The organism is Burkholderia sp. 22313 (assembly GCF_052045245.1).
In the GTDB taxonomy this organism is placed as follows: Bacteria; Pseudomonadota; Gammaproteobacteria; order Burkholderiales; family Burkholderiaceae; genus Burkholderia.
Genome location: NZ_JBQEON010000022.1, coordinates 57,146 through 83,195 on the forward strand (window position 1 = coordinate 57,146; position 26,050 = coordinate 83,195).

Below are 26,050 nucleotides of genomic sequence, written 5' to 3' on the forward strand. Positions count from 1 at the left end.
ACATGGCGAACTGGAATTTCCACGGCATCCGCGCGATCTACCGTGCCGAAATGGCCCGCACGCGCCGCACGCTGATGCAGAGCATCATCGCGCCGGTGATCTCGACGTCGCTGTATTTCGTCGTGTTCGGCTCGGCGATCGGCTCGCGCATCAGCGACGTGAACGGAATCGGCTACGGGTCGTTCATCGTGCCGGGCCTCGTGATGCTGTCGCTGCTGTCGCAAAGCATCTCGAACGCGTCGTTCGGCATCTATTTCCCGCGCTTCACGGGCACGATCTACGAGATCTTGTCCGCGCCGGTGTCGTACTGGGAGATCGTGATCGCGTATGTGGGCGCGGCCGCGTCGAAGTCGCTGCTGCTCGGCTTGATCATCCTCGCCACCGCCGGCCTGTTCGTGCCGCTGCACATCCTGCATCCGTTCTGGATGGTGCTGTTCCTCGTGCTGACGTCGATCACCTTCAGCCTGTTCGGCTTCGTGATCGGCATCTGGGCCGACAGCTTCGAGAAACTGCAGCTCGTGCCGCTGCTGATCATCACGCCGCTCACGTTCCTCGGCGGCAGCTTCTATTCGGTCGACATGCTGCCGCCCGCGTGGCGCATCGTCACGCTGTTCAACCCGATCGTCTACCTGATCAGCGGCTTCCGCTGGTCGTTCTACGGGTTGGCCGACGTGCATGTGTGGATCAGCCTCGCGGCGACCATGCTGTTCCTCGCGCTCCTGCTCGCGATCGTCGCGTGGATGTTCCGCACCGGCTACAAGCTGAAAAACTGACGCGGCGCGCACCGCGCGCGGCGAGACCACTGGATTGCCCCGGTTCGCGGATCCGGGGCAGCGCTGCTAGACTGGACCGGAAGATCGACTGCCGCCGCCTGTCGCACCGCAACCCGCGGCGCGCGGGCGACGCGGCGCCCGCCCCATTCCCTGCGCGAGGATCCCCGATGAGCGCCTCCCGAATCGATGCCATCCGCGACGGCCTGTTTCGCGCCACGTCCTACGTCGACACGCTGAACCTGTGTTTCAGCCAGTTCTTCGTCCGATCGCCGCACGGCGACGTGCTGTGCGTCGAAACGGGTACGCGTTCCAATTTCACGCAACTGAGCGCGGCGCTCGACACCGTCGGCATCGCACCGTCGATGGTCAGCAACGTGATCGTTCCGCACTTCGAAGCCGACGAAATGGGCGCGCTGCCCGACTTCCTCGCGGCCAATTCCGCGCTCGTCGCGTACGGACATCCGATGTGTACGTGGGGGCTCGCCGACGTGTTCGGCGTGCGCGCGATTCCGCTGAAGGACGGCGAGCCGGTGACGTTGTCAGGCATCGACGTCGTGCCGGTCTTCACGAAACACGTACATCAATGGGACGCGCTCGTCGTGTATCTGCCGGCATACAAGGCCTTGCTGTCGTCGGACATCCTGATGCGCTTCGGCCGGGAGGATGCCGACGATCCGCTGCCCGCGATCCTGGATGCGATCACGCGCTCGGACTACCTGCCGTCGCTCGCGCACCTGGCGGGCGCGCTGCGCCGCATCCAGGCGCTCGATCTCGACATCATCCTGCCGATGCACGGCCCGGCGATCACGCACGACATTCCGCGCGTGATCGCCGGTGTCATCGCGCATTGCGAGGCGGCCGCGGCGTAGGGCCGGTTCCCGCCGGTGCGGCCGCGCAGCCGGCGATACCGGTCAGGCGCCGGCGACGACGAACTCTTCGGCCGCCTTGTTCTGGATCGCGGCCATCACCGCGAGTTCGCGCTTGCTGCGCGGCTCGCCGGATACCACGCCCGTCGCATGCTTGGCCTTCGCGCCGAGCGGAAAGAACACGAACGACGCGCCGGCCGGTGCATCCGGCTCGGCTCGCAGGCGTTTGTTCAGGATCTTCAGGTACTTTTTCTTCGAGACTTCCTTCGTTGCCATGGCGCCCTCCACATGAACGTAGTGCTGGTCAGCATACCAGCTTTGATCGGCGGCCCCGGACCGCCGCCGCGCGCTCGATCCGCACTACGGCGCCGCGGCTGCCCGGAAAACGTCGACGGTGCGGCGATGGCCCCCGGCTGCCGCCTGCCGCGCCACCGCGCATCATCATTTTTCGCGCGCGATGTCGATTCGCATGATCGTCGCGCGTCGTAGTGTCGTAACCGATCGATTTGCCGTCCGCACGGACAGCCGACAGCGGAACGCCCCTTTCCCGTTCAAGGAGTAGCGACAATGCGCGTCATGGTGATCGTCAAGGCAACCGCCTTTTCCGAGTCGGGCACGATGCCCGATACCGAACTGCTGGCCGCGATGGGCCAGTACAACGAAGCACTCGTGAAGGCCGGCGTGATGCTCGGCGGCGAAGGGCTGCATCCGAGTTCGCGCGGCAAGCGCGTGCACTTCTCAGGCAAGGACCGGACCGTCATCGACGGCCCGTTCGCCGAGACCAAGGAACTGATCGCCGGCTACTGGCTGTGGCAGGTGAATTCCATGGAAGAAGCGATCGAATGGGTCAAGCGCTGCCCGAACCCGATGCCGACCGAATCGGACATCGAGATCCGCCAGATCTTCTCGCCCGAGGACTTCGGTGAAGCGTTCACGCCGGAGCTGCAGGAGCAGGAAGCGCGGCTGCGCGCGGAGATGGACGCCAAGCGGGGCACGTGAGCCGGTCGGGGCTGGCGCCGCCACTGCATCGCTGCCGGTCACCCGCCCAATCCTCAGATCAAACGGATTGACGGCGCATCGCCGGCTAACGTCTCACCTCGATACATGAGTCGGTGACACCGTTCCGTCATGCATGCCCGTTTCGACCGCTTTCGCGCCGCAGCTCGATGCAGCCGAGCGCACAGCCGCGGCACGCTACGCCGCCGGCACCGGATGACGCATCACCGGCGCGCCCCACGATTGCAGGCGATCGCGGCTCGGCGGGCATCCGAACCGCGACTTGTACACGCGGGAAAAATGCTCGATCGATTCGAAGCCGGTCGCCGCGGCGACCTGCGACACGCTCAGCTCCGTCTGCTGCAGCAACTGGTGCGCGGTGGCAACCCGCAGGCTCAGGTAGTACTGCAGCGGCGCGGTGGCCGTATACCGCTTGAACAGCCGCTCGAGCTGGCGCTTGGACAGCCCGACCGCCTGCGCGAGCGATTCGCACGACATCGGCTCCGCCGTCGACTCGCGCATCAGCCGGATCGCCTTCGCGACCGAGGCGCTTGTCGCCTCCGGCTCCGCTGCGCGGTCCGACAACTGCACCTCGTCCGCGCCGCGCGGCCGCGCATGCAGCAGATGCCGCGCGATCTCCCGCGCAAGTTCGGCGCCGTGTTCGCGGCCGATCCAGTCGAGCATCATGTCGATGATCGCGGTGCCGCCCGCGCACGTGATCAGGCGCGGCTCGATCGTGTAGAGCCGCGTGGTCGCGCCGACCTTCGGATACGCCTCCTGAAAACCCTCGACGTTGTCCCAGTGCACGGCCGACGGCCGTCCGTGCAGCAGGCCGGCCGCCGCGAGCAGCTCGGTACCCGTTTCGACGCCGCCGATCTGCGTGCCGAACGCCATCTGGTTCTGCAGCCACGTCTTCACGCCACGGTGCTTCCCGTGCTGCTGGGCCTCGAAGCTCGCGACCACGAAGATCGTCGCGAATGCGCCGCGCTGGTCGCCGATCGGCCGGGTCGGCGTCGACATGCCGTTGGTCGCGTGCACCGGTTCGCCGTCGACCGACAGCACGGTCCACTCGTACAGCGTGCGCTGCCCGAGCCAGTTCGCGAGCGACATCGCCTCGACCAGCAGCGCGAGCCCCAGGTGGGAGAACTGCGGCATGACGAGCAATCCGACCTGGCGCGGTGTGTGCGTGGCCACCGACGTGGCCGGCAAGGGCAGTTTCCGTAAAGTCATCGCGGTTTCGATCCGGCCGGATACAGCGGCCGCTTGGCGAGAAATCGTAGGCGGCGCGTATCGGACGCGCCATCCGTTCAACCCCGACTGTGCCGCCCGCCGCCTTTCGATACTTGATGAAAAGCGACATCGCGATGTCGCTTTCCGCATGGCCGCGATGCCGGCCGCGCAGGCCCCGCGTTGTCACCGCCGTGCGTCACACGCCGTCGCAATCGATCAAGTGCGGGCCGCGCACGCCCCTTATAGTCGGCTCGCGTTCCGCCCGAATGCGGGCGATGCACGCGTATCCACTGACTTCCGGGAACCTGCTCCATGCACATCAAACAGCTCTATATCGACGGCGCGTGGCAACCCGCCGCGGCTGGCGGACAGCGTGCCATCGTCGATCCCGGCACCGGCGAAACGATTGCGCGCGTGTCGTACGGCACGACGGCCGATGCCGAACACGCGATTCGCGCGGCGCGCGCCGCATTCGACCACGGCGAGTGGCCGCATCGGTCCGCCAGCGAGCGCGCGGCCTGCGTGCGCGCGCTGGCCGAAGCCCTGCGCAACGAAGCGAGCGCGCTCGCGCGCATCGAGACCGCGAACACCGGCAAGACGCTGGCCGAATCGGCGTCCGACGTGCACGACGCCGCCGCTGCCTTCGACTATTTCGCGAGCCTCGCGGTCACCGAATCGGGCAGCGTGAATGCGACGCAACCGCACGCGCTCAGCGTCACGCTGCGCGAGCCGGTCGGCGTGTGCGGGCTGATCACGCCATGGAACTACCCGTTGCTGCAAGCCGCGTGGAAGCTCGCGCCGGCGCTCGTGGCCGGCAACACGGTCGTCATCAAGCCCGCATCGCTGACGCCGCTGTCCACGCATCGCGTGGCCGAGCTTGCGCACGTCGCGGGCCTGCCGCGCGGCGTACTCAATCTCGTGACGGGCGGCGCCGACGTGGGCGACACGCTCGCGTCGAGCGCCGATGTCGACCTGATCTCGCTGACCGGCAGCAACGCAGCCGGCGCCAGCGTGATGCGCGCGGCCACGACGAACTTCAAGCGCGTGTCGCTCGAGCTCGGCGGCAAGAATCCGAACATCGTGTTCGCCGACGCCGATTTCGACACGGCGCTCGACTACGCACTGAACGCCGCATTCTTCAACGCCGGGCAGATGTGCTCGGCCGGCTCGCGCCTGCTGGTCGAACGCGCGCTGCACGACCGCTTCGTCGATGCGCTCGCCGCGCGCATCGCGGCGATCCGGCTCGGCCACGGGGCCGACGCGGCCACGCGGATGGGCCCGGTGATTTCCGCCCAGCAGCGCGATCGCGTGCTGGCGCTGATCGCCGACGCCGCGCGCGAAGGCGCGCGCATCGTATGCGGCGGCCGCGCTCCGACGGGCGACGCGTTCGCGACCGGCTTCTGGATCGAACCGACGCTGATCGCCGACGTCCGCACGACGATGGCGATCGCGCGCGACGAGGTGTTCGGCCCGGTGCTGACCGTCGAGGCGTTCGACGGCGAGGACGCTGCGCTCGCGCTGGCCAACGACACGCCGTTCGGCCTCGCCGGCGCCGTGTGGACACGCGACTTCGCGCGCGCCAACCGCGTGATGCGCCGGTTGCGGGCGGCGACCGTGTGGGTCAACGACTACAACGTGACGCTGCCGGGTGCGCCGTGGGGCGGCTACAAGGCCAGCGGCATCGGCCGCGAGTTGTCGCGCAGCGGCCTCGACGAATACACCGAACTGAAGCACGCGTACGTCAACTTCGAAGCCAGTCCGCAACGCTGGTTCTGATCTCCACCGACACGGGAACCCGACATGCTCACTGCCACGCAACCCGACCAGACGCACCGCGCGACCCGCGCGGATCTCGCGTGCGCGTTCCGCTGGACCGCGCGCCTCGGCATGCACGAATCGATCGCCAACCACTTCAGCGCCGCCGTATCCGACGACAACCGGCAATTCCTGATCAACCCGCGCGGGCGTCATTTCTCGCGGATGCGCGCGAGTGAACTGCTGCTCGTCGATGCCGACGACGCCGACACGATCCGCCGCGACGACGCGCCCGACATCACCGCGTGGGCGCTCCATTCGGAAATCCACAAGCGTCATCGGCATGCACGCTGCGTGCTGCACGTGCATTCGAAATACGCGACGGTGCTGTCGTGCCTCGCGCAGCCCGCGCTGCCGCCGCTCGACCAGAACTGCATGCGCTTCTTCGAACGGGTCGCCGTCGATACCGGATTCGACGGAATGGGGCTCGGCGACGAAGCGTGCCGCGTCGCCGACGCGCTCGGCGACAAGCCCGTGCTGCTGATGGGCCAGCACGGCGTGATCGTCGCCGCGGCGTCGGTCGCGCAAGCGTTCGACGACCTGTACTACTTCGAGCGCGCATGCGAGACCTACGTGAGCGCGCTGCAAACCGGCCAGCCGTTGAAGATCGCGACCGAACAGGTCGCGCGCAAGACGATGATCCAGTGGCGCGACGACTATGCGGGATTCGCGGAGCAACATCTGGCGGAACTCCGCGCGATTCTCGACGACGAGTCGCCGTCGTATGCGTGGTAGCGACGGTCGGCGCGCGGGACGACATGCTCGCGCGCCCGAACGACCGCATGGACGATTCACGCGACGTGGCGCGAATCGTCCGTGGACGCACGTTACCTGGCAGTCAACCCGCCATCGACGAGAACCGACGTGCCGGTGACGAAACTGCTTTCGTCGGACGCGAGAAACAGCGCGACGTCGGCGACCTGCTCCGGCGTGCCCATCCCGAGCGGCTGAACCTGGTCGAGCAACGCATCCATCCGCTGCCGACCGCCGAGCGCGTCGATGAACGGCGTATTCATCGGCGTGTCGATCCAGCCCGGGCACACCGCATTGGCGCGGATGCGGTCCTTCGCATGCTCGATCGCCACGCAACGGGTCAGCATCAGCACGCCGCCTTTCGATGCACAGTAGGCCGCATGCAGCGGCTCACCGACGAAACTGCTCGTCGAGCCGAGATTGACGATCGAGCCGCCGCCGCTGCGGATCATCGCCGGAATCGCGTATTTGCAGCCGAGGAACACGCCCTTGAGGTTCACGTCCATCACCGCATCCCAGTCTGCCTCGGCCGTGTCGACGAGCATCGCTTCGCGGATCACGCCCGCGTTGTTGCACAGGATGTCGAGCCGGCCGAACTCCCGCTCCACGAAGTCGACCAGCTCGCCGACCTGCTCCGTCGACGTTGCATCGGCCTGCCTGCCGACGATCGCGCCGTCAGACGCCATCGCGCACGTCGCGTCGAGCTGCGCGACATTGCGGCTCGTCGTCGCGATCACGCGTGCGCCCTCGCGCGCGAATCGCAGCGCGATGCGCCTGCCGATTCCGCTCGCCGCACCCGTCACCACGGCGACCTTGCCGGCCAGACGGCCGGCCCGGTGCTCGTTCATTGTCCTTTGCTCCGATGGGTTACCGTTCGTCATCGTTGGCTCCGGCACACGCCACGACGCACCGGACGCACGTCGCATGCTCAGTGAAGATTCAGCGCGACGTCGAGCGCCGCGCGCGGATCGCGTCCGTCGGCCGTGGTGACGCCCGCCAGCCAGTCCTTCAGCACGCCCGGATGCTGCTGCAGCCATTCCTTCGCCGCGACCTCCGGCTGCTTGCCGGAGGCAATCGCCTTCATCACCTGGTTCTCCATGTCGGTGGTGAACTGCAGGTTCGCGACCAGCTTCGCCGCGTTCGGGCAGCGTGTCGCATAGTCGGGCGCCGTCATCGTATAGACCTTCGCCTCGCCGTAGTTCGGGCCGAACAGCGCGTCGCCGCCGCCGAGATAGCGCATGTTGAAGTCGAGGTTCATCGGATGCGGCTCCCAGCCGAGAAAGACAATCCACGCATGATCGCGAATCGCGCGCTTGACCTCGACCAGCATGCCGGCCTCGCTCGATTCGATCAGCTTGAACTTGCCGAGCCCGTACTGGTTGCCCTGGATCGCCTTGCGGATCAGCTCGTTGCCGTCGTTCCCCGGCTCGATCCCGTAGATGCGGCCCTGCAGCTTGTCCGCGAACTTCGCGATATCGCCGAACGAACGCAGACCGGCGTCGTACGCATACGCCGGTACTGCGAGCGTGTATTTCGCGCCGACGAGGTTCGGGCGGTCCAGCACCTTCACGGCGCCGCTCTTCACGAACGGCCCGCTCGTCGCATCCATCGACGGCCGCCAGTCGCCGAGGTACACGTCGATCTGACGCGCCTTGAGCCCCGCCAGCGCGATCGGAATCGATGCCATCGTCCTGGTCGGCTGATAGCCGAGACTCGACAGCACGGTCGACGCGAGCGCGGTCGTCGCGGCGATATCGGTCCAGCCGATCTCCGCGAACCGCACGGCGCGGCAGGTTGCCGGTTCCCGTGCGACCGCGTGACCCGCGCAGACGCCCGCCAGCGCGACACACCCGAGGTATTTCATGACGACGTTCATCGTGATTTCTCCAGACAGGTTGAAGGACAACTAAAGATCCAGCACGAGCCGTGACGACTTCGCGCGCGACACGCAGATATAGATGAGTTGGTTCGCGCGCTTCTCCTCCTCCGTCTGGAGACAGTCGCGATGGTCGGCCTCGCCGTCGAGCAGCCTGACGGCGCAGGTGCCGCAGATGCCTTCTCCGCACACCGAATCGACCGCGATCCGCTCGTCGCGCAACACGTCGAGAATCGACCGCTCCGCGGGGATCGCGAGGCGACGGCCGGTTCTGGCAAGCTCGACCTCGAACGCCCGCGCGTCATCCCGTGGCGCGCATGGCACCGCGTGAGCCGCGAAGCGCTCGAAGCGGATCGCGCCGGCCGGCCAGTCGCGCGCCGCGTCGAGCACGCTGTCGATCAGCCGCGCCGGACCGCAGACATACACCTGCGTGCCCGCGCGCGGTGTGCCCAGCAGCGCGCGCAGATCGGCCTCGCCGTCCCGCTCGCTGAAATGCAGCCGGGTTTTCAGTCGCAGCGCGCCGCCTTCGATCGTGTCGAGCAACGCCATCCGCTCGCGCGATCGCGCCAGGTAGCACAGCCTGAACGGCTTGCCGAGCGCCTCGAGCCGGCGCGCCATCGGCAGGATCGGCGTGATGCCGATGCCGCCCGCGATCAGCACGTAGTCGCTCGCCTGCTCGTCGAGCACGAAATGATTCCGCGGCGCGCTCAGGCTGACCGCGTCGCCCGGCGCCAGCCGCTCGACGACATAGGCGGACCCGCCGCGCGAGCGCGGCTCGCGCAGCACCGCGATCCGGTAGGTCGATCCGTCGGCCGCGCGTTCGACGATCGAGTACTGGCGCACGATGCCGCCCGGCAGGCGCAGCTCGACATGCGCGCCGGGCGCGGCAGGCGGCAGCGCCGTGCCGTCGGCCGACGCGAACACGACACTGCGGATCTCCGGCGTGAGCATCGTCGCATCGACGACACGCGCACCGATGTGCGAAACGGTCGGAATCGAGAGGATCGGCTCCATCGTGCTCACCGTTGACGCGTGCGCCATTCAGGCTGTGCCCAGACGGGCGCCGACGAAGGCGGCAACGGCGTGCGCCCGAGCACGAGGTCGCTGCCCTTTTCGCCGATCATCACGGTCGGCGCATTCGTGTTGCCGCTGACGATCGTCGGCATCACCGACGCGTCGATCACGCGCAACCGCTCGAGGCCATGCACGCGCAGGTCGGGGGCGACCACCGCTTCGGGATCGGACGCCGGGCCCATCTTGCAGGTGCCCGCCGCGTGGTAGCCCGTCTCGGTGATGTCGCGCGCCCACGCGTCGAGCGACGCGTCGTCGGTCTTGCCCGCGCCCGGTGAAAGCTCGTCGCCGCACAGATCGCGGAACGACGGCTGCGCGAGGATCTCCCGCACGAGACGCACGCCGGCGCGCATGTCGGCCCGGTCGCGTTCCGTCTTCAGATAATTGAACAGGATCCTCGGCGGCTGGCGCGGATCGCCGGACGTCAGCGTCACCGCGCCGAGGCTCGTCGGGCGCATCAGGTCGATATGCACCTGGAACGCATGCGCGGGCACGCTTTCCACGCTGCCCGGCTGCACCGCGAGCGGCATGAACGTCAGTTGCAGATCCGGGTGCTCGACGCCCGCGCGCGAACGGATGAACGCACCCGCCTCGAAATGGTTGGTCGCAGCCAGCCCTTCGCGCTGCGCGAACCATCTCGCGCCGGTCCACCATTTGCGCGGCGCGACCGTCCACGGATAGATTGACACGGGCTTCCTGCACAGGTACTGCACCACGGTATCCGGGTGATCGGACAGCCTGCGGCCGACGCCCGGCAGATCGTGCCGCGCACGCACGCCGGCGCGTTCCAGTTCGCCGGCCGGCCCGACGCCCGACAACATCAGCAGTTGTGGCGTATTGATCGCGCCGCCGCACAGCAGCACTTCGGCATTCGCCGTCACCGCGTGCGTGGCGCCGTCGCACGCGTACTCGATGCCGGTCGCGCGCGTGCCGTCGAACAGCACGCGCAGCACGAGCGCACCGGTCAGCACGGTGACGTTGCCGCGGTCGAGCGCATGCGCAAGATAGCCTCGCGCGGTGCTCCAGCGCGCGCCGTTCCACGTCGTGCGATCGACGCGGCCGAAGCCTTCCTGCCGATAGCCGTTCACGTCGTCGGTATGCGCGTAGCCCGCATCGACGCCCGATGCGATGAACGCACGCGTGAGCGGCGTGTCGGTGCGGCCGGCCGTCACGCGCAGATGGCCGCTGTCGCCGTGATAGGCATCGGCGCCCAGTTCATGCCGTTCCGAGCGGATGAAATACGGCAGCACCTCACGGTAGCTCCATCCGGTGCAGCCCTGCTCGGCCCAGCCGTCGTAGTCACGCGCGTGGCCGCGGATATAGACCATCCCGTTGATCGACGACGAGCCGCCGAGCACGCGCCCGCGCGGCGTCGCGATGCGGCGACGGTTCAGGAACGGTTCCGGTTCCGACCGGTACTGCCAGTTGAAGCGGTCGCCGCCCACCACGATGCCCATCGCGGACGGCATGTCGATCGACCAGTGCCGGTTCGCGGGGCCGGCCTCGAGCAACAGGACCCGCACGTTCGGGTCCTGCCCGAGCCGGTTGGCCAGCACGCAGCCGGCCGATCCCGCACCGACGATCACATAGTCGTAGTCGCGACGCACGGCGTCGATTGCCTCTGGTTTCTTCATCGCTTGCATGCAGTTGATCGTGATCATGAAGGTCGAACGGGCGGATCGACGCCGTCGACCTCGCCGGAGACGCGACAGGGAGCGGCGCTCCCCGCCGCTCACGCGCCGTGAATGCCGTCGTGCACGAGCGTGTGGAAGTGATGCACGAGGTGTTCGCTCTCGTTGCTGCGCACGGCGTCGATCACGTAGCGGCCCTGGTTGTAGCCGACCGAATGCAGCCCCTTCTGTACCGAGATGTTCAGGCGGATGTCTTCCGGGCCGAGATCGGTGTTCATCCAGTCCATGCACGCCTTCGTGACCGCCGGGATCTCGTCGTGCGTCGAGTAGTAGCCGAAGCGCAGCAGCGTCTTCTCCGGTTCGAGCGGAATGATCAGGAACGTCGCGAGGAATTCCGAGTACGGGAACGTATAGAACGTGTTGTGCGGCCAGACCCCGATGTTGAAGAAGCACTCGTCCGGGTTCTTGTCGCCGAGCGGCACGCCGTACGCGGCGGTCGCGCCGAGATTGGCCGGCGCCGTGTAGGTCCACCATTTGTCGTGCTGCGTGAGCCGGTATCCGTCGAAGTCGATCAGCCCGGCCAGCTCGACGTGATGAGGGCCGGACAGCGAGAAGTGATAGCCCTCGATCGAGTTGTCCATGATGACCTTCCAGTTCGCCGGCACGATCACGTCCTTCTCCTCCATCAGCCGGTACGCGTCCAGTTTCGGGAACACGCGCTTCATCTCCGCATCGGCGCCGGGGAACTGGTCGCGCATCGACGGCGCGTTCGGGTCGAGATTGAAGTAGTAGAACCCGCCGAGCTCCTCGACGCGCACCTTCGGAATGTTGTAGTCCGAAATATCGAATCCTTCGATTCGATCGGTTCGCGGCGCGCCGCGCAGGCTGCCGTCGGCGCCATAGCACCACGAGTGGTACGCGCAGCGGAACAGGCCCTTCTGCACGCCGCGCCGCGCTTCGACGAGGCGATTGCCGCGATGCTGGCAAACGTTGTGGAATGCGTGGACCTGGCCGTCGCGGCCGCATGCGGCGATCACGCTCTGGTCGAACACGTCGGTCATCACGAACTGCCCGGGCGTGCTCAGTTCCGACTTGTGGCCGATCACATGCCATGCCGACATGAAGATGCGGTCGCGCTCGGCCGCGAACACCGCATCGTCATAGAAATAGCGCGACGGCAACGTCAGCGCGTTTTCGGGCCGTTGCTGCATCCAGCGGTCGGCAGCGACGATGTCTTGCTTCTTCACAACGGAGATCGGTTGCATGGGCGTTTTCCTGGTTCTGTCGTTCGTCGAAACGGCGGCGGTCCGATCGATCCGGCCATCCGCCATGAAGCGAACTTTATGGGCGCCCGCCGGCCCGCACTTGATGGATCGCGACATCGCGATGTCGCCGCGCGCGACCGATGACACGCGGCGATTCGGCGGCGATTTTTCGGGGTTCGCGGTGGCGCCCCGGAACGCGCAAGCGACCGGGAGCACGATGCGCGTGCGGTGATCGCACCCGCGACGACCAACCAGCGAACCGAGCCAGAGACCGGTGCCGCCGGCCGCATCCGCCGGACAAACCGGTTGACTTATCGCGCTTTCATAATCGCCTTCCGCGAGACGCTCGTGCGCGGTCTCGGCTGACCGCGGACGGCCGTCCGGTTGCGCGCCCGCCACCTGACAACCCGTAGGTTTCGCCGAAATATGGTTGAAAGGCGCGGTTGCTAGAGTCGCCGAACAGGGTTTTCCCGATGCGAGGCTCTATGAACCTGGTACGTGCGTTCTGGCTGCTCCTGCTGCTCGCCGTCGCGGGCCCGGCCCTCGCCTTTCAGACGCGGGTCGTCGCGATTCCGAGCGCCGCGATGAGCGAAACGCTGAAGGCGACCGTCGTGCTGCCCGACGACTACGCACGCCTGCACCATGGTCCCGAACGCAGCGTCGAGCGCTTTCCGGTCGTGTACCTGCTGCACGGCTCCGGCGGCGACCACACCGACTGGACCGCGAACACGCAGATCGCCACGCTCGCCGATCGCTACGGCGTGATCCTCGTGATGCCCGACGGCGGACACGAAAGCTGGTACATCGACAGCCCGTTCGACTCCGGTAGCCGCTATGAAACCTTCGTCGGCGACGAAGTCGTGTCATACGTCGACATGCACTTCAGAACGATCGCGACCAAGGGTGCACGCGCGATCACCGGGCTCAGCATGGGCGGCTTCGGCGCACTGCGCATCGCGCTCGACCGGTCCGACACGTTCGGCGCGGTCGGCAGCATCAGCGGCGCGGTCGATCCGCGCTGTTGCGAGGACGAGCCGGGCATCGCCCACGTATTCGGCGACCCCGGCCGCCATCCGTCGTTCTGGAACCGCAACGCGATCATCGAGAGCGCGCGTGCATTCGTGCGCGCGCATCTCGACCTGACGATCGACTGCGGTCGCGACGACTCGTTCGTCGGCTCGAACCGCACGCTGCACGAGCGGCTCGTCGCGCTCGGCGTGCCGCACGACTATGCGGAGCGTCCAGGCGGCCACACGTGGGACTACTGGGCGCATGCGATCCGCTACCAGATGCAGTTCTTCGCGACGTCGTTCCAGCGCGGCGGCTATGCGTATCGCACCCCTGTCGAGAGCCGTCCGGCCGACATGACGCGGGCAGGCTGACGCGCGCGGCACGACGTCGGTCACGTTCGCGTTCGCGTGGGTGATGAAGAACCTGCTCGTCAGCTCGACGATCGCCGGGCCGCGCACCGAAGCGCACTGGGATAGCTACGTCGATGCGCTGTCGCTCGAACTCGGCCCCGACGACGAGCACTTCGTCGATTCGCTGGTGCCGCCGGGGCACGCGTCGACGCACGGCTGCCCGGCCTCATGCGGCGGGTTCGATGGCGGACAAGCGGAGGAGAACGGCTGACGTGCGGGACGCGATCGTCCTGCACGTTGGCGATTGGCGATTGGCCGGCCGAGCATCACGGCGAACAAACGAAAACGAAAAACAGCAGACGATAGCGGCGCCAGGCGGCCGCGAAAACCGCGAACTCAGTTGCCGTGCGCGACGTCGGCGCTCACCACGCGATCGAAGCATTCCTGCGCACGCGCCAGCTCGTCGAGCGCGCGATCGAGGCGCGACATCGCGTGCGCATAGTCGGCCGACGAGATGTCGTCGTCGCTTTCGCCGCGCACCGCGCGAAACGCCTGATCGACGTTGCGCGTGGCTTCGACGAAGCGTTGTGCGGCCCGGGCCTCCCGCGAACAGATGTGGGTCGACATCGACACGTCTCCTTCAGGGTTGCGGGGTGAAGCAAGCCGACGCCCAGTGTGCGTGGTGCGCATGTCGGCCGCGTGAACGACGGCGCGCAGCCGGTCGATGCACGCGCCACCGTGCGACGCGCTTCGTGGCGATTGTCGCTCCACATGCGCCACGCCGCTACGGCGAGATTGCAACAAATTCTTGCGCGTAGCGGGATGGCGACCACCGCGATATATGTGCGACACGCGCATTCCTCCGCGCTGCTTCGCATCACGCGCCGCGCATGCGCGGCGCAAACGTCATGCGCGCCCGATGCGCGGATGCGCGAGACCGCCGAACGCGACCGCTTCACCGGGCGACAGATCGAACAGATCGCCGGTGGGCTCGTGCGGATGCTCGGCCGCGGGCCGGTTGCGCAGCCGCGCGACATGCGCGGGCGCGACATAGGCGGCCGCCGTTTCGATCGGCGGCACGTCGAACAGATCGCGCGTGACACCGCGCACGGCATCCGTCGGCGACTTGCCGCGCAAGCGCGCGACCAGCTCGACGAAGCGATCGAAATCGCCGGCGCGCGTGGCCTTGTTCACCTCGGCGAGATCGCGCGCCTTCAGCACGCACGGCTGCGCCAGCCGCACGAAATACGGCGCTTCGAGTTCGACCGACAGCGCGAGCGGATAGCTCTTGCCGGTTTGTTCCTTCGCACGCCCGATGCAATCGACCACGGCCGCGCCCTGCGCGACGCCGAGCGGCTTGCCGGTGCTCACGCTGCGCAGGTGATCGGGAAACACGCGCAGTTGCGTGCCGACCGTCAGCGCGGTGGACGATGCGCAGACGAGCGCGTAGTGCTGCTCGCGACGCCGGCCCGACGGCAGCGTCGAACGGCTCGCGATGAACGTGTGCGGCGGCAGCGGCCGCACCTGGCCGCTGGCGTCGACCCACGCATTCCACAGCAATGCGTCCTCGCGCCTGCGCTCACCCGGGCGGGCGCGCGACGCGACCGGCGAAAACAGCGCGAGCAGCGAGCCCGTGCGATGCGCGGCGACTTGCGCGCTGCTGCCGAGCGGCTGGTTGATGCCCCACAGAAAACGCCCGCCCCCGAGCCGGCGCTCCCATTCCTTGCGGAGCACGACGGTCGGCAGTTCCTCGCCGGACTCGGTACCGATCTTCGTCCAGCAGAACGTGGGAGGGAGGTGTTTCAGTGTCATCAACTTTCTCGGGATACAGCCTCGCTGGTGACAGCAAGCCCATTCAACAACCGTAACTGTATAGGTATAATGTATCGCATGGAAGCCCCGGAACACGATTTTCCTGTACAAGACCTGTTGCGCCGTCTGATGGCGGACACGCGCTCGTCCAGCGAAATCGCGCGACTTTCCGGGGTCAGCCAGCCGACCGTGTCGCGCCTTCGGCTGTCGAACGGGCATCGGCTCAGGCGCAGCGCGCCATTCAACAAGCTATGCAGTTTCTACGGCGTCGATACCGGCACGGCACGCCGCCGCTACAACGATCTGCTGCGCGACGCGATCGTCGACGCGTGGGACGGCTCCGACGAGCACGGGCGCGCGCTGCTGGTCGTGATTCAGGGGCTGAAGGATCTGCAGGCGAAGGCGGATGACGGGTGACGGCACGAAATGACCGTGCCGATGCCCGTCACCGGGGCTATGATGGTTCGGTCAGCAGCCCCGGGGCGAACCGTGGATCGAGACGAAGACTTCATCGTGCGCACCATGTCGGCGGACGACGTCGCCATGTCGGTCGCATGGGCGGCGGCGGAAGGGTGGAACCCCGGCCTGCATGACCCGCCCTGTTTCAGGGAAGCGGATCCGGCCGGCTTCTTCGTCGGCGTCTGGCGCGGCGAGCCGGTCGCGTGCATCGCCACCGTCGCGTACGACGAACACTTTGGCTTCCTCGGTCTTTACATCATCAAACCCGGGTATCGCGGCAAAGGCTTGGGCATGCGAATCTGGCAGCACGGCATGCGCTACCTTGGAGACCGCAACATCGGGCTCGACGGCGTCGTTGCCCAGCAGGCGAACTACAGGAAGTCCGGTTTCCGGCTCGCGTACCGCAACATTCGCTATCAGGGGCACGTAAGCGGCATTGGATGCGCACAGGTGGCGGCAGCGGCCGACGTGCCGCTCGAGCAATTGCTTGCGTACGATCGCCAGTGTTTCCCCGCCGCGCGCAAGCGCTTCGTCTCCGCCTGGATCGCACAGCCCGACGCCGTCGCGCTCGCGGCGGTCGACGCCGGCCGCGTCACCGGGTACGGTGTCGTGCGCCGCTGCAACACGGGCTGCAAGATCGGCCCGCTCTTCGCCGACGATGCAGACGTCGCGATCGGGCTGTTTCGTGCACTGGCGGCGCGCATGCCCGGCGAGGTCATCGTGCTCGACGTACCGGAAACGAACCCCGCGGCCATCGCGCTGGCGGAACGGCACGGCATGACGAGCGTGTTCGAAACCGCGCGGATGTACACGCAACAGGCGCCCGCGATTGCGATCGAGCGCGTGTTCGGCGTGACGTCGTTCGAGTTGGGATGACGGCGCGGACGAGCCGACCCGATCGTCCGCAAACGGCATCCAGCCCGTGCTGCCGGGGATGCCGCATGACCTGAAGCTGACGTTCATGCCGCGCGACTACACGCTGGATTTTCTCGTCTTGCCGGTGCCAGTTGCGGATAAACGCGTGCCGGTTCAGCCGGGTGCCGCGGCTTTCATACCTTGCGCCGCGTCACACCGTCGTCCGTCAAACCGGCGTCAGCACCGGCTCCCCCGCAAAATGCCGCGCGGCATTGTCGAGAAACTGCTGCACCGAGCGATCGAGCGCCTCCGGCGACCAGCCGCCCATGTGCGGCGTGAGCACGATGTTGTCGAGGTCCGTCAACGCGCGCGGCGGTTCCGGCTCGCCTTCGTACACATCGAGCCCCGCGCCCGCGATGCGCCGTTCGCGCAGCGCGTCCGCCAACGCAGCGGTATCGACAACGCTGCCGCGCGACACGTTGACGAGAAACCCGCCGGCGCCGAGCGCATCGAGCACCGTGCGATCGATCAGGTGGCGCGTGCCCGCGCCGCCCGGCGTCGCGACGAGCAGGAAATCGGCCCAGTGCGCGAGCGCATCGACGCGCGCGAAATAGCGATACGGAACATCCTTCGCGGAACGGTTGTGATAACCGATCTCGATGTCGAAGCCGGCCGCGCGACGCGCGCATTTCTCGCCGATCTTGCCGAGCCCGACGATGCCGAGCTTCTTGCCCGACACGTTCGGCGGCATCGGCAGCGTGTCGCGCCACACGCCGCCGCGCGTCGCCGCATCGAGCCGCACCACGCCGCGCACCGCGGCGAGCAGCAGCGCGAATGCGTGGTCGGCGACGCAATCGTCGTTGGTGCCGGCGCCCGTGACCACGGTGATGCCGCGCGCCTTCGCCTGCACGACGTCGATATGCTCGTAGCCCGCGCCGAGTGCGCTGACGAACGTGAGCTGCGGCAGGCGCTCGATCTCGGCGGCGGTGAGGCCCGTGCTGCCATTGGTCAGCACCGCGCGAATCGTGCGGCCGTGCGCCGCAATCGCGCGCTCGCGTTCGTCGGCGGTCGGTGCGTAATGCACGTCGTACGACGCGGCAATCTGGCGGTGCGCGTCGCCGCGCAGCGCGATGAGGACCAGCAGCTCGGGCTTCATGTCGGCAAATGTCCGCAGGCGGGAATGCGTTCCAGTGTAACAACGGCATGCGACCGGCGCGGCTTACCCCCACGCGGGCTGTGGACGTGCCGCCGCACGCGGTTTGCCAAAGCCCCCTCAGTCAAGTAACTTTCGGCGTACGTCCCCGTTCTGGAGATTGGCCCCGATGAAGCTCGCCCTGCCCGCCCGAATCCTGGGCCTCGCGCTCGCCGCCGCTGCCGTCGCACCCGGCGCGCATGCCGACACCCCCGTGGTCGTGTCGTCGAAGATCGACACCGAAGGCAACCTGCTCGGCAACGTCATCGCGCAGGTGCTGAAGGCCCACGGCATCCCCGTCACCGAAAAGATCGCGCTCGGCGCGACGCCGATCGTGCGCAAAGCGCTCACGAGCGGCGAGATCGACATCTACCCCGAATACACGGGCAACGCCGCGTTCTTCTTCAACAAGGCTGACGACCCCGTGTGGAAGAACGCGGGCCAGGGCTACGACACCGCGAAGCAGCTCGACTACGCGGCGAACCATCTCGTCTGGCTCGCGCCGGCGCCCGCGAACAACACGTGGGGCGTCGCCGTGCTCGCGCCCGTCGCGCAATCGCAGCACCTGAAGACCTTCTCCGATTTCGGCAAATGGATCGCGGGCGGCGGCAAGGTGAAGCTCGCGGCGTCGGCCGAATTCGTGAACAGCGCGTCGGCGCTGCCGTCGTTCGAGAAGGCGTACGGCTTCAAGCTGAAACCCGACCAGCTCGTCGTGCTGTCGGGCGGCGACACGGCCGCGACGATCAAGGCCGCCGCGAACCAGACCGACGGCGTGAACGCGGCGATGGTGTACGGGACCGATGGCGGGATTTCATCGAGCGGCCTCGTCGTGCTCGACGACGACAAGCACGTGCAGCCCGTCTATGCGCCGACGCCGGTGATTCGCGAAGCCGTGCTGAAAGCGCATCCGCAAATCGCCGACTACCTGAAGCCCGTGTTCGCGAGCCTCGATCTCAAGACGCTGCAGGCGCTGAACGCGCGCATCCAGATCAATGGCGAACCGGCGGCCGGTGTCGCCAAGAGCTATCTGAAATCGAAGGGCTTCGTCAAGTGACAGGTCGCGCGGTGGCGTCCGCGCGGCGCATCGCGCTGGATAAGGTCGGCATCCTGATCGGTGTCCTGACGATCGTGGCGGTATTCGGCACGCCGTTCATGGTGCTGCGGCCGAACCGCATCGCGGCCGGCACCGGGCTGTCGGTGTTCGCCGCGCTGCCCGCCGTGCAAGGCGCCGCGCTCGCCGTGCTGTGGAGCGCCGGCGCGCTGTGGGCGATGACGGCCAGCCGTCCCGCATGGCGGCTCGCGGCGGGCTGCACGTGGCTCGCGACGCTGGCCTATGCGGTCGGTGCGGCCGCGGCGCATGTCGTCGCGCCCGACGACATGCTCGCGCGCGTGTCCCCCGCGGCAGGTGTCTGGCTGCTGCTGTTCGCGTGGGCCGTGCTCGTCGCGGACGCGCTCGCTCGGCTCGCATTCGGCCCGTGGCGGCGTCTCGTCGCGCTCGTCGTCGCGATAGCAGCGATTTCGCTGCCGCTCGCGAGCGGCTGGTGGGACGGCCTGTCCGTGATGCGCGAATACGCGGTGCGCAGCGACGATTTCTGGCGCGAGGCAATCCGGCATGTAGCGCTCGCGGGCGGCTCGGTCGCGGCCGCGCTCGTCGCCGGCCTGCCGCTCGGCATCGCATGCGCGCGGGTTGCACCGGTGCGCACCGTCGTGATGCCGGTGCTCAATATCGTGCAGACCATCCCCAGCATCGCGATGTACGGGCTGATGATGGCGCCGCTCGGCCTGCTCGCCGCACACGTCCCGCTGGCGGCCGCGCTCGGCATCCGCGGGGTCGGCGTCGCGCCGGCCGTGCTCGCGCTGTTTCTCTACTCGCTGCTGCCGATTGCGTCGAGCGTCGTGGTCGGGCTCGAGCAAGTGCCGCCGCACGTGACCGAAGCGGCCCGCGCGATGGGCATGACCCGCGCGCAGCGGCTGCTGCGCGTCGATCTCGTGCTCGCGCTGCCGGTGATCCTGAGCGGCGTGCGTATCGTGCTCGTGCAGAACATCGGCCTGACCGCGGTCGCCGCACTGATCGGCGGCGGCGGGTTCGGCACCTTCATCTTCCAGGGGATCGGGCAATCGGCCGCCGATCTCGTGCTGCTCGGCGCGATCCCGACCATCGCGCTCGCGCTGGCGGCCGCCGTCGTGTTCGAAGCCGCGACCACGCTCGCGAAGGGACGTACCGCATGATCGAGATCGACCGCCTCGGCAAGCGCTTCGGCGACATCGCCGCCGTCGACGACGTGTCGCTGACGATGAAGCAAGGCACGATCACCGCGCTGGTCGGCGCGTCGGGCAGCGGCAAGTCGACGCTGCTGCGGATGATCAACCGGTTGATCGCGCCGACCAGCGGCACGGTCCGCATCGACGGCGTCGACACCGCGAGCGTGCCGCCCGAGCAGCTGCGCCGACGCATCGGCTACGTGATCCAGGGGCACGGCCTGTTTCCGCACTGGAGCGTCGCCCGCAATATCGCGACCGTGCCGCGCCTGCTCGGCTGGCCGGCCGCACGCATCGACGCGCGCGTGCGCGAACTGCTCGACCTGTTTCACCTTGCGCCGTCCGAGTTCGCGGACAAGCTGCCGCACGAGCTGTCGGGCGGCCAGCAGCAGCGGGTCGGCGTCGCGCGCGCGCTCGCGGCCGAGCCCGCGATGCTGTTGATGGACGAGCCGTTCGGCGCGCTCGATCCGATCATCCGCAACAAGGCGCAGGACGACCTGTACGCGTTGCAGCGCCGCCTCGGCATCACGGTCGTGATCGTCACGCACGATATCGAGGAAGCGCTGAAGCTCGGCGACACGATCGCGGTGATGGACGGCGGCCGGCTGCTGCAGGTGGCACCGCCGGCCGAGATTCTCGGCAAGCCGGCAGCGGGCGTCGTCGAACAGCTCGTCGCCGGTGTCGACCGGCCGCTGCGCCTGCTCGCGCTGACGCCGATCGATGCGGTGGCCGAACCCGGCCATGCCGACGGCGAACCGATCGCCGCGACGCGCACGCTGCGCGATGCGGTGTCCGAGCTGCTGTGGCGCGGCGTCGATGCGTTGCCGGTCGACGACGGCAACGGGCACGCCGCACGCCGCATCACGCTCGACGCGATCCGCGCGCACGCGCGGCAACCTGCATGACGACGCGGCCCGCGGTTTCGCCCCTGCCGCGGCGGTTGCCTGCCTATCTCGCGCGTGCGGCCGCGCTCGTGCTGCTGCTCGTACTGCTGCTGCGCCCCGCGTGGCTGCAGGGCGTGTTCGCGCCGTTCGCGGACAACGGCGCGCCGGTCATCTACGATCGCGCGAGCCTGCTCGACCTCACGCTCGCGCACCTCGGCACCGTCGCGCTGTCGAGCCTGATCGGCACGCTGGTCGCGGTCGCGGCCGGCATCGCGGTCACGCGGCCGGCCGGCGCGGATTTCCTGCCGGTCGCGCGCAGCGTCGTCGACATCGGCCAGACCTTTCCCCCGGTGGCCGTGCTCGCGCTCGCGGTGCCCGCCGTCGGCTTCGGCCTGAAACCCGTGCTGATCGCGCTCGTGTTGTACGGGCTCCTGCCGATTTTCGAGAGCACGATCGCGGGGCTCGAGGACGTGCCGCGCGACGTCGTCGACGCCGCGCGCGGGATGGGGATGAGCGGCTGGCAGCAACTGGTGTCGGTCGAGCTGCCGCTCGCGTTTCCGGTGATCGTGAACGGCATCCGGCTCGCGGTCGTGATCAATCTCGGCACCGCGACGATCGGCTCGACGGTCGCCGCGCGCGGGCTCGGCGACGTGATCATCGCGGGGCTGCAGACGTCGAATACCGCGTACGTGCTGCAAGGCGGCGTGATCGTGGGGCTGCTCGCGGTACTGGTCAGCGATGCGATCGGGGCGATCGCGCGGGTGGCGAACGCGCGGCGGGGGTAACGCGCCCCTTTCTCTGCTCAGCGCGCGAAAGGGGCGTCAGACAACATCGGGCCGAGCTTGATCCGGACTCCGATGCGTGTTCGTACAACGATCCCGCCTGCGCACGGCGCGCATCGATACAAGCCTACATCGCGCTTTCATTCGAGCCTGCGTTCGAACATGCAAGACAATTGGCCGATATACTATGCGCCTTCCATTTCCCCGCACTCCACCATGCGACGACGGTTTTTCTGGCTGATCGTGCTTTCGCTCGGCATTGCGCAACAGGCATCGGCGCAGCAGGCGCCCGCACTGCCTGCCTCTGCGCCCGAAGCGGCCGCATCCGCGCCGGCCGAGGCGTCCGCGCCGTTCGCGAACGATCAGCCTAACGAAGCAAACCGTCGCATCACGTCGTACCTGACCAAGAAATTCGGTGTCGCGAAAGAGCGCGCCGCGAAGCTCGCCGATATCGTGAGCGTTACTGCGACGAAATATTCACTGCCTCCGGCACTCGTTTACGCCATTATCTCGATCGAATCGCGCTTTCAGGAAAAGGCCCGCGGCCAGCATGGCGCGACCGGGCTGATGCAGGTCGTACCGGCAGCACACCGCGGCATGCTGCGCAACGTGAAGGACCTGACCGAGCCGAACGCGAACGTCGAGGCCGGCTCGAGGATCCTGTCGGGCTACGTGAAGGCAGCCGGCGGCAATGTGCAGGCCGGGCTGAGGAGCTATGGCGGATCGAATGCGTATGCGGCGAAGGTGATGCAGCGGGTCGACGCGTTCCGCTTCGTGCTCGAACCCGAAGACGGCACGACTGCCGCGAGCGACGGGAAGGCGCGCATGGTGCCGGTCAGCGATCCGTCGGCCGCGGCGCCGGCAGTGAGCCGCGGCGCGAAGTAAGCGCACGGTGCATGCCACGCGTGCGTGCCTCACCTAAGGCAGCAAGCCCCACGACGGCGCACGCCGTCCATCACTCCCGCGCGAAATGCGCGCGCAGAAACTCGATGAAAACCTGCGTTTTCGCGGGCAGCAGTCGCGTTTCCGTCATCGCATAGACGGGCACCGGCGTGCCCTCCCATTCGGGCAGCACGCGGCGCAACCGGCCGGCGGCCACGTCGTCGGCCACCACCTCCTCCGGCAACTGGATGATCCCCGCGTCGTGCACGGCGAGCTGCCTGTTCATGCCGACACTGTTCACGACGAACCGGCCGCCCACCTGCACCTCGACCGCGCGCTCGCCGCGATGCAGCGTCCACGCGGAAACGCGTTGCACGCTGAGGCACTCGTGCCGCGTCAGGTCGGTCGGTTCGAGCGGCTCGCCCGCGCGTTCCAGATAACGTGGCGACGCATACAGGTGGTTGCGGAATGTCGCGAGCCGACGCGCGACGAGCTGCGAGTCAGCGGATTCGCCGATGCGGATCGCGACGTCGAACGGCTCGCTGACCAGGTCGACGCGCCGTGACGTCAGCTCGAAATCAAACGTCAGCTTCGGATACCGTTCCGCGAATTCGACGATCAGCGGCGTCAGGTAGATGACCGCGAAATCGACCGGAAACGACGCGCGGAGCACGCCGGACGGTTCGGCCAGCAGCTCGCCGAGCTGCTCGTGCGCGAGCCGCGCCTCGTCGACGATGCGCTTGCAGCGCTCGAAGTACAGCTGGCCGGCCTCCGTGAGTTCGATCCGGCGCGTCGTGCGATGCAGCAAGCGCAGGCCGATCGCCTTTTCCAGCGCAGCGATCCGCCGCGACAGCGTCGAATTCGGCATGCCCAGCGTCTGGGCGGCACTGCGAAAGCCGCGCGCCTTCACGACCTCCACGAACAGCGCCATGTCGTTCAGCAGCTCCAAGTTGACTGCTCCATCAACGGATCAATGCTCTCCACGATACCCGGTTTATCTCGAAAAGGAAGCAATGGATGATGCAGGCGTGGAGCGAGGCCGGCGCACCGTGCGCCGCCGCCGCCCGATGCGGCATCGCCCCGGTGGCGCATCCTGAACTTCGATGAGGAAAACGCGATGAAACAACTGTTTGTTCCGGCCCGTGCCGACCAGGACACACCGCAACTGTTCGCCCCGGTCCGCGTCGGCCGGTACACGCTCGACAACCGCCTCGTGATGGCGCCGATGACGCGCAGCCGCGCCGCATTCGACGGCACACCCGGTGCACGGGCCGCCGAGTACTACGCGCAGCGCGCGGGCCTCGGGCTGATTGTCACCGAAGGCACGCAGCCGTCGGACGACGGCCAGGGCTACCTGACGACGCCGGGCATTTATACCGACGCGCACGTCGCCGGCTGGCAGAGGATCAGCGACGACGTGCATGCGCGCGGCGGCCGGCTGTTCATTCAGTTGATGCACGTGGGCCGCATGTCGCACCCCGACAACACGCCGCACCATCGGCAGGCCGTCGCACCGTCGGCGGTCGCGCCGGGCGTGCCGATGTTCACCGCGACGGGCATGCAAGAGATTCCGGCGCCGCGCGCGCTGACGACGGCCGAGGTGCGCGACACCGTGAACGACTTCCGCTTCGCCGCGCGACGCGCGATCGAGGCCGGCGCCGACGGCGTCGAGATCCACGGCGCGAACGGGTATCTGGTCCAGCAGTTCTTCGCACCGAACGCCAATACGCGTACCGACGAATACGGCGGGTCGATCGAGAATCGCGTGCGGTTCGCGATCGAAGTCGCTGCCGCGATCGCCGACGAGATCGGCGCGGATCGTACGGCGATCCGCCTGTCGCCCGGCACGACGCTGTGGGGCATCGACGAAGGCCAGGAAAGCGGCGACCTGTACCGCTACCTCGCAACGCAGCTCGACGCGCTCGGCCTCGCGTATCTGCACGTGATGCACCAGGGCGACGAGTCGCTGCTCGCGGACCTGCGTGCACGCTGGCGCGGCACGCTGATCCTGAACCGCCCGGGCCGCATGCGCGACGCGATCGGTGCCGATGTGGCATCGGGTCTCGCCGATCTCGAAGCGTACGGACAGATGGTGCTCGCGAATCCGGATTTCGTGACGCGGGTGAAGACGGGCGCGCCGCTGAACGACGCGCAGCGCGACACGTTCTTCGGCGGCGATGCGCGCGGGTATGTCGACTATCCGGTGTTGAGCGGCGCGGCGGCGGTGTAGTGTAGTCGCGCACGGCAATCGCAGCGACATGCCGGATCGGTGTCGCGGCGTTTGCCGGCGAGCCGCGCGGGATCAGAGCAACTCGACGTTAACCTTCGGCACCATGGGTGCCATGCGAAGCACGCGGTCGGCCTGATCTAGCACGTACTCCGAAATACGGCGCACCCACACACGCTCGTCGCCCATATATACGTCCGATTGCGCCAGCTCGGGAGCCAGCTTCGCGGCCAGCGTCGCCATCCGCGTCATTTCGCGCGCAACGAGTGCCGGCCGGATCCGCGCACGATGTGCGAAGTCCGCGAGCGCGAAAGCGGTCAGTTCCTCGATACGAAACACATCCCCGTACGCCATTGCCATGTCCTGCACATAGGCGTCGCCGTACACGTTCACGCACACCAGATCGTATAGCGGCGCCGGTTCGAGCCCGCCGCTGCTGACGAAAAACGAAATGTTCTTGCCATGCGCGTCGCTGTTGCCGATCAGCAGTTGCAACAATGCCCAGCGCAGCATGGCCGAACGTGCGGCGGCCGGTGTCTCGAGAGACGGTGTCAACGAGAACAGTCTCTCGAAGCTCACGCCTTCTCGGATATTGCGCACGTCCTCGTTGTTGCCGAGATTGCGCTCGTACTTGAGCGTCGCCGGCAAATCGAGGGCCTGGCATCCATCGATGATATGAAGTCGCCGCACCGTGCTCACGCGATGCGGATCGTCCGGGTCGGTCGTCACGATCCGGTCGAATCGCTCGATCAGCAGAATCGGTTCCGGGATGCGCCGAATCTCGACATGCGCAACCGGCAGGCCCATGCGGGCCGCCAGCGTCATGCAGAAATGCGCGTTGGCGACCATGAACGGCGTATTCGGGCTACGCGACTCAGGTTTCAGGATATGCGAGCTGCTGAGCGCTCCATCGACAAGCGCGAACTGCTCACCCTCGACGAGTACTGTGTCAGTCGCCGAATGGCCAGTTATTCTGTTATTTCAGGAACAATGTCGGCAGCAGCGACCTATCGCTCACTGTTCCTGTATTTCAGGAATTAAAACAAGCGCGGCGACGCTTC

At 67.6% G+C, this 26,050-nt stretch carries 26 protein-coding genes and 2 pseudogenes; 16 read left to right on the forward strand and 12 right to left on the reverse strand.

The window, feature by feature from the left end; all coding sequences use genetic code 11:
• The first annotated feature begins 2 nt into the window (after nucleotides 1-2).
• Together ACTJKF_RS19015 and ACTJKF_RS19020 are read left to right on the forward strand one after the other, a co-directional pair.
• On the forward strand, nucleotides 3-773 hold the full coding sequence (locus ACTJKF_RS19015) for an ABC transporter permease (protein ID WP_440625120.1): 771 nt from the start codon (nucleotides 3-5) through the stop codon (nucleotides 771-773).
• 167 nt (nucleotides 774-940) lie between these two features.
• Nucleotides 941-1,642, forward strand: a complete 702-nt coding sequence (locus tag ACTJKF_RS19020; protein WP_440625122.1) for an MBL fold metallo-hydrolase — start codon at nucleotides 941-943, stop codon at nucleotides 1,640-1,642.
• Nucleotides 1,643-1,684: 42 nt separating this feature from the next.
• Here ACTJKF_RS19020 and ACTJKF_RS19025 read toward each other — a convergent pair whose 3' ends face one another.
• Complete coding sequence (locus ACTJKF_RS19025; protein WP_440625123.1) at nucleotides 1,685-1,915, reverse strand: hypothetical protein; 231 nt, start codon at nucleotides 1,913-1,915, stop codon at nucleotides 1,685-1,687.
• Nucleotides 1,916-2,206: 291 nt separating this feature from the next.
• On the opposite strand from ACTJKF_RS19025, the gene ACTJKF_RS19030 reads away from it, so the two are divergent.
• Nucleotides 2,207-2,638, forward strand: a complete 432-nt coding sequence (locus ACTJKF_RS19030) for a YciI family protein (RefSeq protein ID WP_440625124.1) — start codon at nucleotides 2,207-2,209, stop codon at nucleotides 2,636-2,638.
• Nucleotides 2,639-2,833: 195 nt separating this feature from the next.
• Here ACTJKF_RS19030 and ACTJKF_RS19035 read toward each other — a convergent pair whose 3' ends face one another.
• Nucleotides 2,834-3,865, reverse strand: coding sequence for a GlxA family transcriptional regulator (locus tag ACTJKF_RS19035; RefSeq protein ID WP_440625126.1), 1,032 nt, complete (start codon nucleotides 3,863-3,865; stop codon nucleotides 2,834-2,836).
• A 312-nt stretch (nucleotides 3,866-4,177) separates the two neighbouring features.
• Here ACTJKF_RS19035 and ACTJKF_RS19040 point away from each other — a divergent pair, with 312 nt between their 5' ends.
• Both ACTJKF_RS19040 and ACTJKF_RS19045 read left to right on the forward strand, forming a co-directional pair.
• Complete coding sequence (locus ACTJKF_RS19040) at nucleotides 4,178-5,641, forward strand: aldehyde dehydrogenase family protein (protein WP_440625128.1); 1,464 nt, start codon at nucleotides 4,178-4,180, stop codon at nucleotides 5,639-5,641.
• A gap of 24 nt (nucleotides 5,642-5,665) precedes the next feature.
• Entirely contained in the window at nucleotides 5,666-6,415 is a 750-nt protein-coding gene (locus ACTJKF_RS19045; protein ID WP_440625130.1) for a class II aldolase and adducin N-terminal domain-containing protein, read from the forward strand.
• A 92-nt stretch (nucleotides 6,416-6,507) separates the two neighbouring features.
• Here ACTJKF_RS19045 and ACTJKF_RS19050 read toward each other — a convergent pair whose 3' ends face one another.
• The 5 genes from ACTJKF_RS19050 to ACTJKF_RS19070 form a co-directional block, all read right to left on the reverse strand.
• The gene (locus ACTJKF_RS19050) at nucleotides 6,508-7,281 is read right to left on the reverse strand and encodes an SDR family oxidoreductase (RefSeq protein ID WP_440625132.1); all 774 of its coding nucleotides are present in this window, start codon (nucleotides 7,279-7,281) and stop codon (nucleotides 6,508-6,510) included.
• Between the two features lie 80 nt (nucleotides 7,282-7,361).
• Nucleotides 7,362-8,309: a choline ABC transporter substrate-binding protein gene (locus ACTJKF_RS19055; protein ID WP_440625133.1), complete on the reverse strand. Its 948-nt coding sequence runs from the start codon at nucleotides 8,307-8,309 to the stop codon at nucleotides 7,362-7,364.
• Nucleotides 8,310-8,339: 30 nt separating this feature from the next.
• Nucleotides 8,340-9,323: a PDR/VanB family oxidoreductase gene (locus ACTJKF_RS19060; RefSeq protein ID WP_440625135.1), complete on the reverse strand. Its 984-nt coding sequence runs from the start codon at nucleotides 9,321-9,323 to the stop codon at nucleotides 8,340-8,342.
• A gap of 5 nt (nucleotides 9,324-9,328) precedes the next feature.
• Nucleotides 9,329-11,014, reverse strand: coding sequence for a choline dehydrogenase (locus ACTJKF_RS19065; protein WP_440625137.1), 1,686 nt, complete (start codon nucleotides 11,012-11,014; stop codon nucleotides 9,329-9,331).
• A 98-nt stretch (nucleotides 11,015-11,112) separates the two neighbouring features.
• Nucleotides 11,113-12,276 (reverse strand): aromatic ring-hydroxylating oxygenase subunit alpha, encoded by a 1,164-nt coding sequence (locus ACTJKF_RS19070; RefSeq protein WP_440625139.1) that lies wholly within the window; start codon nucleotides 12,274-12,276, stop codon nucleotides 11,113-11,115.
• Between ACTJKF_RS19070 and ACTJKF_RS19075 the strand changes: the two genes are divergently transcribed.
• The 3 genes and pseudogenes from ACTJKF_RS19075 to ACTJKF_RS19085 all read left to right on the forward strand — a co-directional run.
• Nucleotides 12,275-12,508, forward strand: a complete 234-nt coding sequence (locus tag ACTJKF_RS19075) for a hypothetical protein (protein ID WP_440625141.1) — start codon at nucleotides 12,275-12,277, stop codon at nucleotides 12,506-12,508. The genes ACTJKF_RS19070 and ACTJKF_RS19075 overlap by 2 nt on opposite strands.
• A gap of 253 nt (nucleotides 12,509-12,761) precedes the next feature.
• Nucleotides 12,762-13,658, forward strand: a complete 897-nt coding sequence (locus ACTJKF_RS19080) for an alpha/beta hydrolase (protein WP_440625143.1) — start codon at nucleotides 12,762-12,764, stop codon at nucleotides 13,656-13,658.
• Nucleotides 13,654-13,908: pseudogene (locus ACTJKF_RS19085) on the forward strand (hypothetical protein); the annotation flags it as partial. The gene ACTJKF_RS19080 and the pseudogene ACTJKF_RS19085, both read left to right, overlap by 5 nt.
• 125 nt (nucleotides 13,909-14,033) lie before the next feature.
• Here the strand turns inward: ACTJKF_RS19085 and ACTJKF_RS19090 are convergent.
• Both ACTJKF_RS19090 and ACTJKF_RS19095 read right to left on the reverse strand, forming a co-directional pair.
• Nucleotides 14,034-14,264 carry a hypothetical protein gene (locus tag ACTJKF_RS19090; RefSeq protein WP_440625145.1) on the reverse strand — a complete coding sequence of 77 codons (231 nt, stop codon included), beginning with the start codon at nucleotides 14,262-14,264 and terminating at the stop codon, nucleotides 14,034-14,036.
• A gap of 279 nt (nucleotides 14,265-14,543) precedes the next feature.
• The gene (locus tag ACTJKF_RS19095; protein WP_440625147.1) at nucleotides 14,544-15,449 is read right to left on the reverse strand and encodes a hypothetical protein; all 906 of its coding nucleotides are present in this window, start codon (nucleotides 15,447-15,449) and stop codon (nucleotides 14,544-14,546) included.
• A gap of 78 nt (nucleotides 15,450-15,527) precedes the next feature.
• On the opposite strand from ACTJKF_RS19095, the gene ACTJKF_RS19100 reads away from it, so the two are divergent.
• Nucleotides 15,528-15,866 (forward strand): helix-turn-helix domain-containing protein, encoded by a 339-nt coding sequence (locus ACTJKF_RS19100; RefSeq protein WP_440625148.1) that lies wholly within the window; start codon nucleotides 15,528-15,530, stop codon nucleotides 15,864-15,866.
• 126 nt (nucleotides 15,867-15,992) lie between these two features.
• Entirely contained in the window at nucleotides 15,993-16,784 is a 792-nt protein-coding gene (locus tag ACTJKF_RS19105) for a GNAT family N-acetyltransferase (RefSeq protein WP_440625228.1), read from the forward strand.
• 205 nt (nucleotides 16,785-16,989) lie between these two features.
• On the opposite strand, the gene ACTJKF_RS19110 is transcribed toward ACTJKF_RS19105, so the two are convergent.
• Nucleotides 16,990-17,919 carry a 2-hydroxyacid dehydrogenase gene (locus tag ACTJKF_RS19110; RefSeq protein ID WP_440625150.1) on the reverse strand — a complete coding sequence of 310 codons (930 nt, stop codon included), beginning with the start codon at nucleotides 17,917-17,919 and terminating at the stop codon, nucleotides 16,990-16,992.
• A gap of 166 nt (nucleotides 17,920-18,085) precedes the next feature.
• Here ACTJKF_RS19110 and osmF point away from each other — a divergent pair, with 166 nt between their 5' ends.
• From osmF to ACTJKF_RS19135, 5 genes are all read left to right on the forward strand, one after another.
• Nucleotides 18,086-19,009, forward strand: a complete 924-nt coding sequence (gene osmF, locus ACTJKF_RS19115; protein ID WP_440625152.1) for a glycine betaine ABC transporter substrate-binding protein OsmF — start codon at nucleotides 18,086-18,088, stop codon at nucleotides 19,007-19,009.
• Complete coding sequence (locus tag ACTJKF_RS19120; protein ID WP_440625154.1) at nucleotides 19,006-20,184, forward strand: ABC transporter permease; 1,179 nt, start codon at nucleotides 19,006-19,008, stop codon at nucleotides 20,182-20,184. Before osmF ends, ACTJKF_RS19120 begins: the two co-directional genes overlap by 4 nt.
• Nucleotides 20,181-21,119 (forward strand): ABC transporter ATP-binding protein, encoded by a 939-nt coding sequence (locus ACTJKF_RS19125; protein ID WP_440625156.1) that lies wholly within the window; start codon nucleotides 20,181-20,183, stop codon nucleotides 21,117-21,119. The genes ACTJKF_RS19120 and ACTJKF_RS19125 overlap by 4 nt, the downstream gene beginning before the upstream one ends.
• Nucleotides 21,116-21,883 (forward strand): ABC transporter permease, encoded by a 768-nt coding sequence (locus ACTJKF_RS19130; RefSeq protein ID WP_440625158.1) that lies wholly within the window; start codon nucleotides 21,116-21,118, stop codon nucleotides 21,881-21,883. The genes ACTJKF_RS19125 and ACTJKF_RS19130 overlap by 4 nt, the downstream gene beginning before the upstream one ends.
• A 213-nt stretch (nucleotides 21,884-22,096) precedes the next feature.
• A complete protein-coding gene (locus ACTJKF_RS19135; protein WP_440625160.1) occupies nucleotides 22,097-22,765 on the forward strand; it encodes a transglycosylase SLT domain-containing protein in 669 nt (222 codons plus the stop codon).
• Between the two features lie 70 nt (nucleotides 22,766-22,835).
• On the opposite strand, the gene ACTJKF_RS19140 is transcribed toward ACTJKF_RS19135, so the two are convergent.
• Entirely contained in the window at nucleotides 22,836-23,711 is an 876-nt protein-coding gene (locus tag ACTJKF_RS19140; protein WP_440625162.1) for a LysR family transcriptional regulator, read from the reverse strand.
• 168 nt (nucleotides 23,712-23,879) lie between these two features.
• Between ACTJKF_RS19140 and ACTJKF_RS19145 the strand changes: the two genes are divergently transcribed.
• The gene (locus ACTJKF_RS19145) at nucleotides 23,880-24,992 is read left to right on the forward strand and encodes an alkene reductase (protein ID WP_440625164.1); all 1,113 of its coding nucleotides are present in this window, start codon (nucleotides 23,880-23,882) and stop codon (nucleotides 24,990-24,992) included.
• Between the two features lie 72 nt (nucleotides 24,993-25,064).
• On the opposite strand, the pseudogene ACTJKF_RS19150 reads toward ACTJKF_RS19145, so the two are convergent.
• Nucleotides 25,065-25,937: pseudogene (locus ACTJKF_RS19150) on the reverse strand (HipA domain-containing protein); the annotation flags it as partial.
• Between the last annotated feature and the right edge of the window lie 113 nt (nucleotides 25,938-26,050).

What these genes read in the sequence shown, in the direction of transcription:
- ACTJKF_RS19015 (WP_440625120.1), top strand. Translation starts at nt 3, where the DNA reads ATGGCGAACTGGAATTTCCACGGCATCCGCGCGATCTACCGTGCCGAA.
- ACTJKF_RS19020 (WP_440625122.1), top strand. Translation starts at nt 941, where the DNA reads ATGAGCGCCTCCCGAATCGATGCCATCCGCGACGGCCTGTTTCGCGCC.
- ACTJKF_RS19025 (WP_440625123.1), bottom strand. Translation starts at nt 1,915, where the DNA reads ATGGCAACGAAGGAAGTCTCGAAGAAAAAGTACCTGAAGATCCTGAAC.
- ACTJKF_RS19030 (WP_440625124.1), top strand. Translation starts at nt 2,207, where the DNA reads ATGCGCGTCATGGTGATCGTCAAGGCAACCGCCTTTTCCGAGTCGGGC.
- ACTJKF_RS19035 (WP_440625126.1), bottom strand. Translation starts at nt 3,865, where the DNA reads ATGACTTTACGGAAACTGCCCTTGCCGGCCACGTCGGTGGCCACGCAC.
- ACTJKF_RS19040 (WP_440625128.1), top strand. Translation starts at nt 4,178, where the DNA reads ATGCACATCAAACAGCTCTATATCGACGGCGCGTGGCAACCCGCCGCG.
- ACTJKF_RS19045 (WP_440625130.1), top strand. Translation starts at nt 5,666, where the DNA reads ATGCTCACTGCCACGCAACCCGACCAGACGCACCGCGCGACCCGCGCG.
- ACTJKF_RS19050 (WP_440625132.1), bottom strand. Translation starts at nt 7,281, where the DNA reads ATGAACGAGCACCGGGCCGGCCGTCTGGCCGGCAAGGTCGCCGTGGTG.
- ACTJKF_RS19055 (WP_440625133.1), bottom strand. Translation starts at nt 8,309, where the DNA reads ATGAACGTCGTCATGAAATACCTCGGGTGTGTCGCGCTGGCGGGCGTC.
- ACTJKF_RS19060 (WP_440625135.1), bottom strand. Translation starts at nt 9,323, where the DNA reads ATGGAGCCGATCCTCTCGATTCCGACCGTTTCGCACATCGGTGCGCGT.
- ACTJKF_RS19065 (WP_440625137.1), bottom strand. Translation starts at nt 11,014, where the DNA reads ATGAAGAAACCAGAGGCAATCGACGCCGTGCGTCGCGACTACGACTAT.
- ACTJKF_RS19075 (WP_440625141.1), top strand. Translation starts at nt 12,275, where the DNA reads ATGGGCGTTTTCCTGGTTCTGTCGTTCGTCGAAACGGCGGCGGTCCGA.
- ACTJKF_RS19070 (WP_440625139.1), bottom strand. Translation starts at nt 12,276, where the DNA reads ATGCAACCGATCTCCGTTGTGAAGAAGCAAGACATCGTCGCTGCCGAC.
- ACTJKF_RS19080 (WP_440625143.1), top strand. Translation starts at nt 12,762, where the DNA reads ATGAACCTGGTACGTGCGTTCTGGCTGCTCCTGCTGCTCGCCGTCGCG.
- ACTJKF_RS19090 (WP_440625145.1), bottom strand. Translation starts at nt 14,264, where the DNA reads ATGTCGACCCACATCTGTTCGCGGGAGGCCCGGGCCGCACAACGCTTC.
- ACTJKF_RS19095 (WP_440625147.1), bottom strand. Translation starts at nt 15,449, where the DNA reads ATGACACTGAAACACCTCCCTCCCACGTTCTGCTGGACGAAGATCGGT.
- ACTJKF_RS19100 (WP_440625148.1), top strand. Translation starts at nt 15,528, where the DNA reads ATGGAAGCCCCGGAACACGATTTTCCTGTACAAGACCTGTTGCGCCGT.
- ACTJKF_RS19105 (WP_440625228.1), top strand. Translation starts at nt 15,993, where the DNA reads ATGTCGGTCGCATGGGCGGCGGCGGAAGGGTGGAACCCCGGCCTGCAT.
- ACTJKF_RS19110 (WP_440625150.1), bottom strand. Translation starts at nt 17,919, where the DNA reads ATGAAGCCCGAGCTGCTGGTCCTCATCGCGCTGCGCGGCGACGCGCAC.
- osmF (WP_440625152.1), top strand. Translation starts at nt 18,086, where the DNA reads ATGAAGCTCGCCCTGCCCGCCCGAATCCTGGGCCTCGCGCTCGCCGCC.
- ACTJKF_RS19125 (WP_440625156.1), top strand. Translation starts at nt 20,181, where the DNA reads ATGATCGAGATCGACCGCCTCGGCAAGCGCTTCGGCGACATCGCCGCC.
- ACTJKF_RS19130 (WP_440625158.1), top strand. Translation starts at nt 21,116, where the DNA reads ATGACGACGCGGCCCGCGGTTTCGCCCCTGCCGCGGCGGTTGCCTGCC.
- ACTJKF_RS19135 (WP_440625160.1), top strand. Translation starts at nt 22,097, where the DNA reads ATGCGACGACGGTTTTTCTGGCTGATCGTGCTTTCGCTCGGCATTGCG.
- ACTJKF_RS19145 (WP_440625164.1), top strand. Translation starts at nt 23,880, where the DNA reads ATGAAACAACTGTTTGTTCCGGCCCGTGCCGACCAGGACACACCGCAA.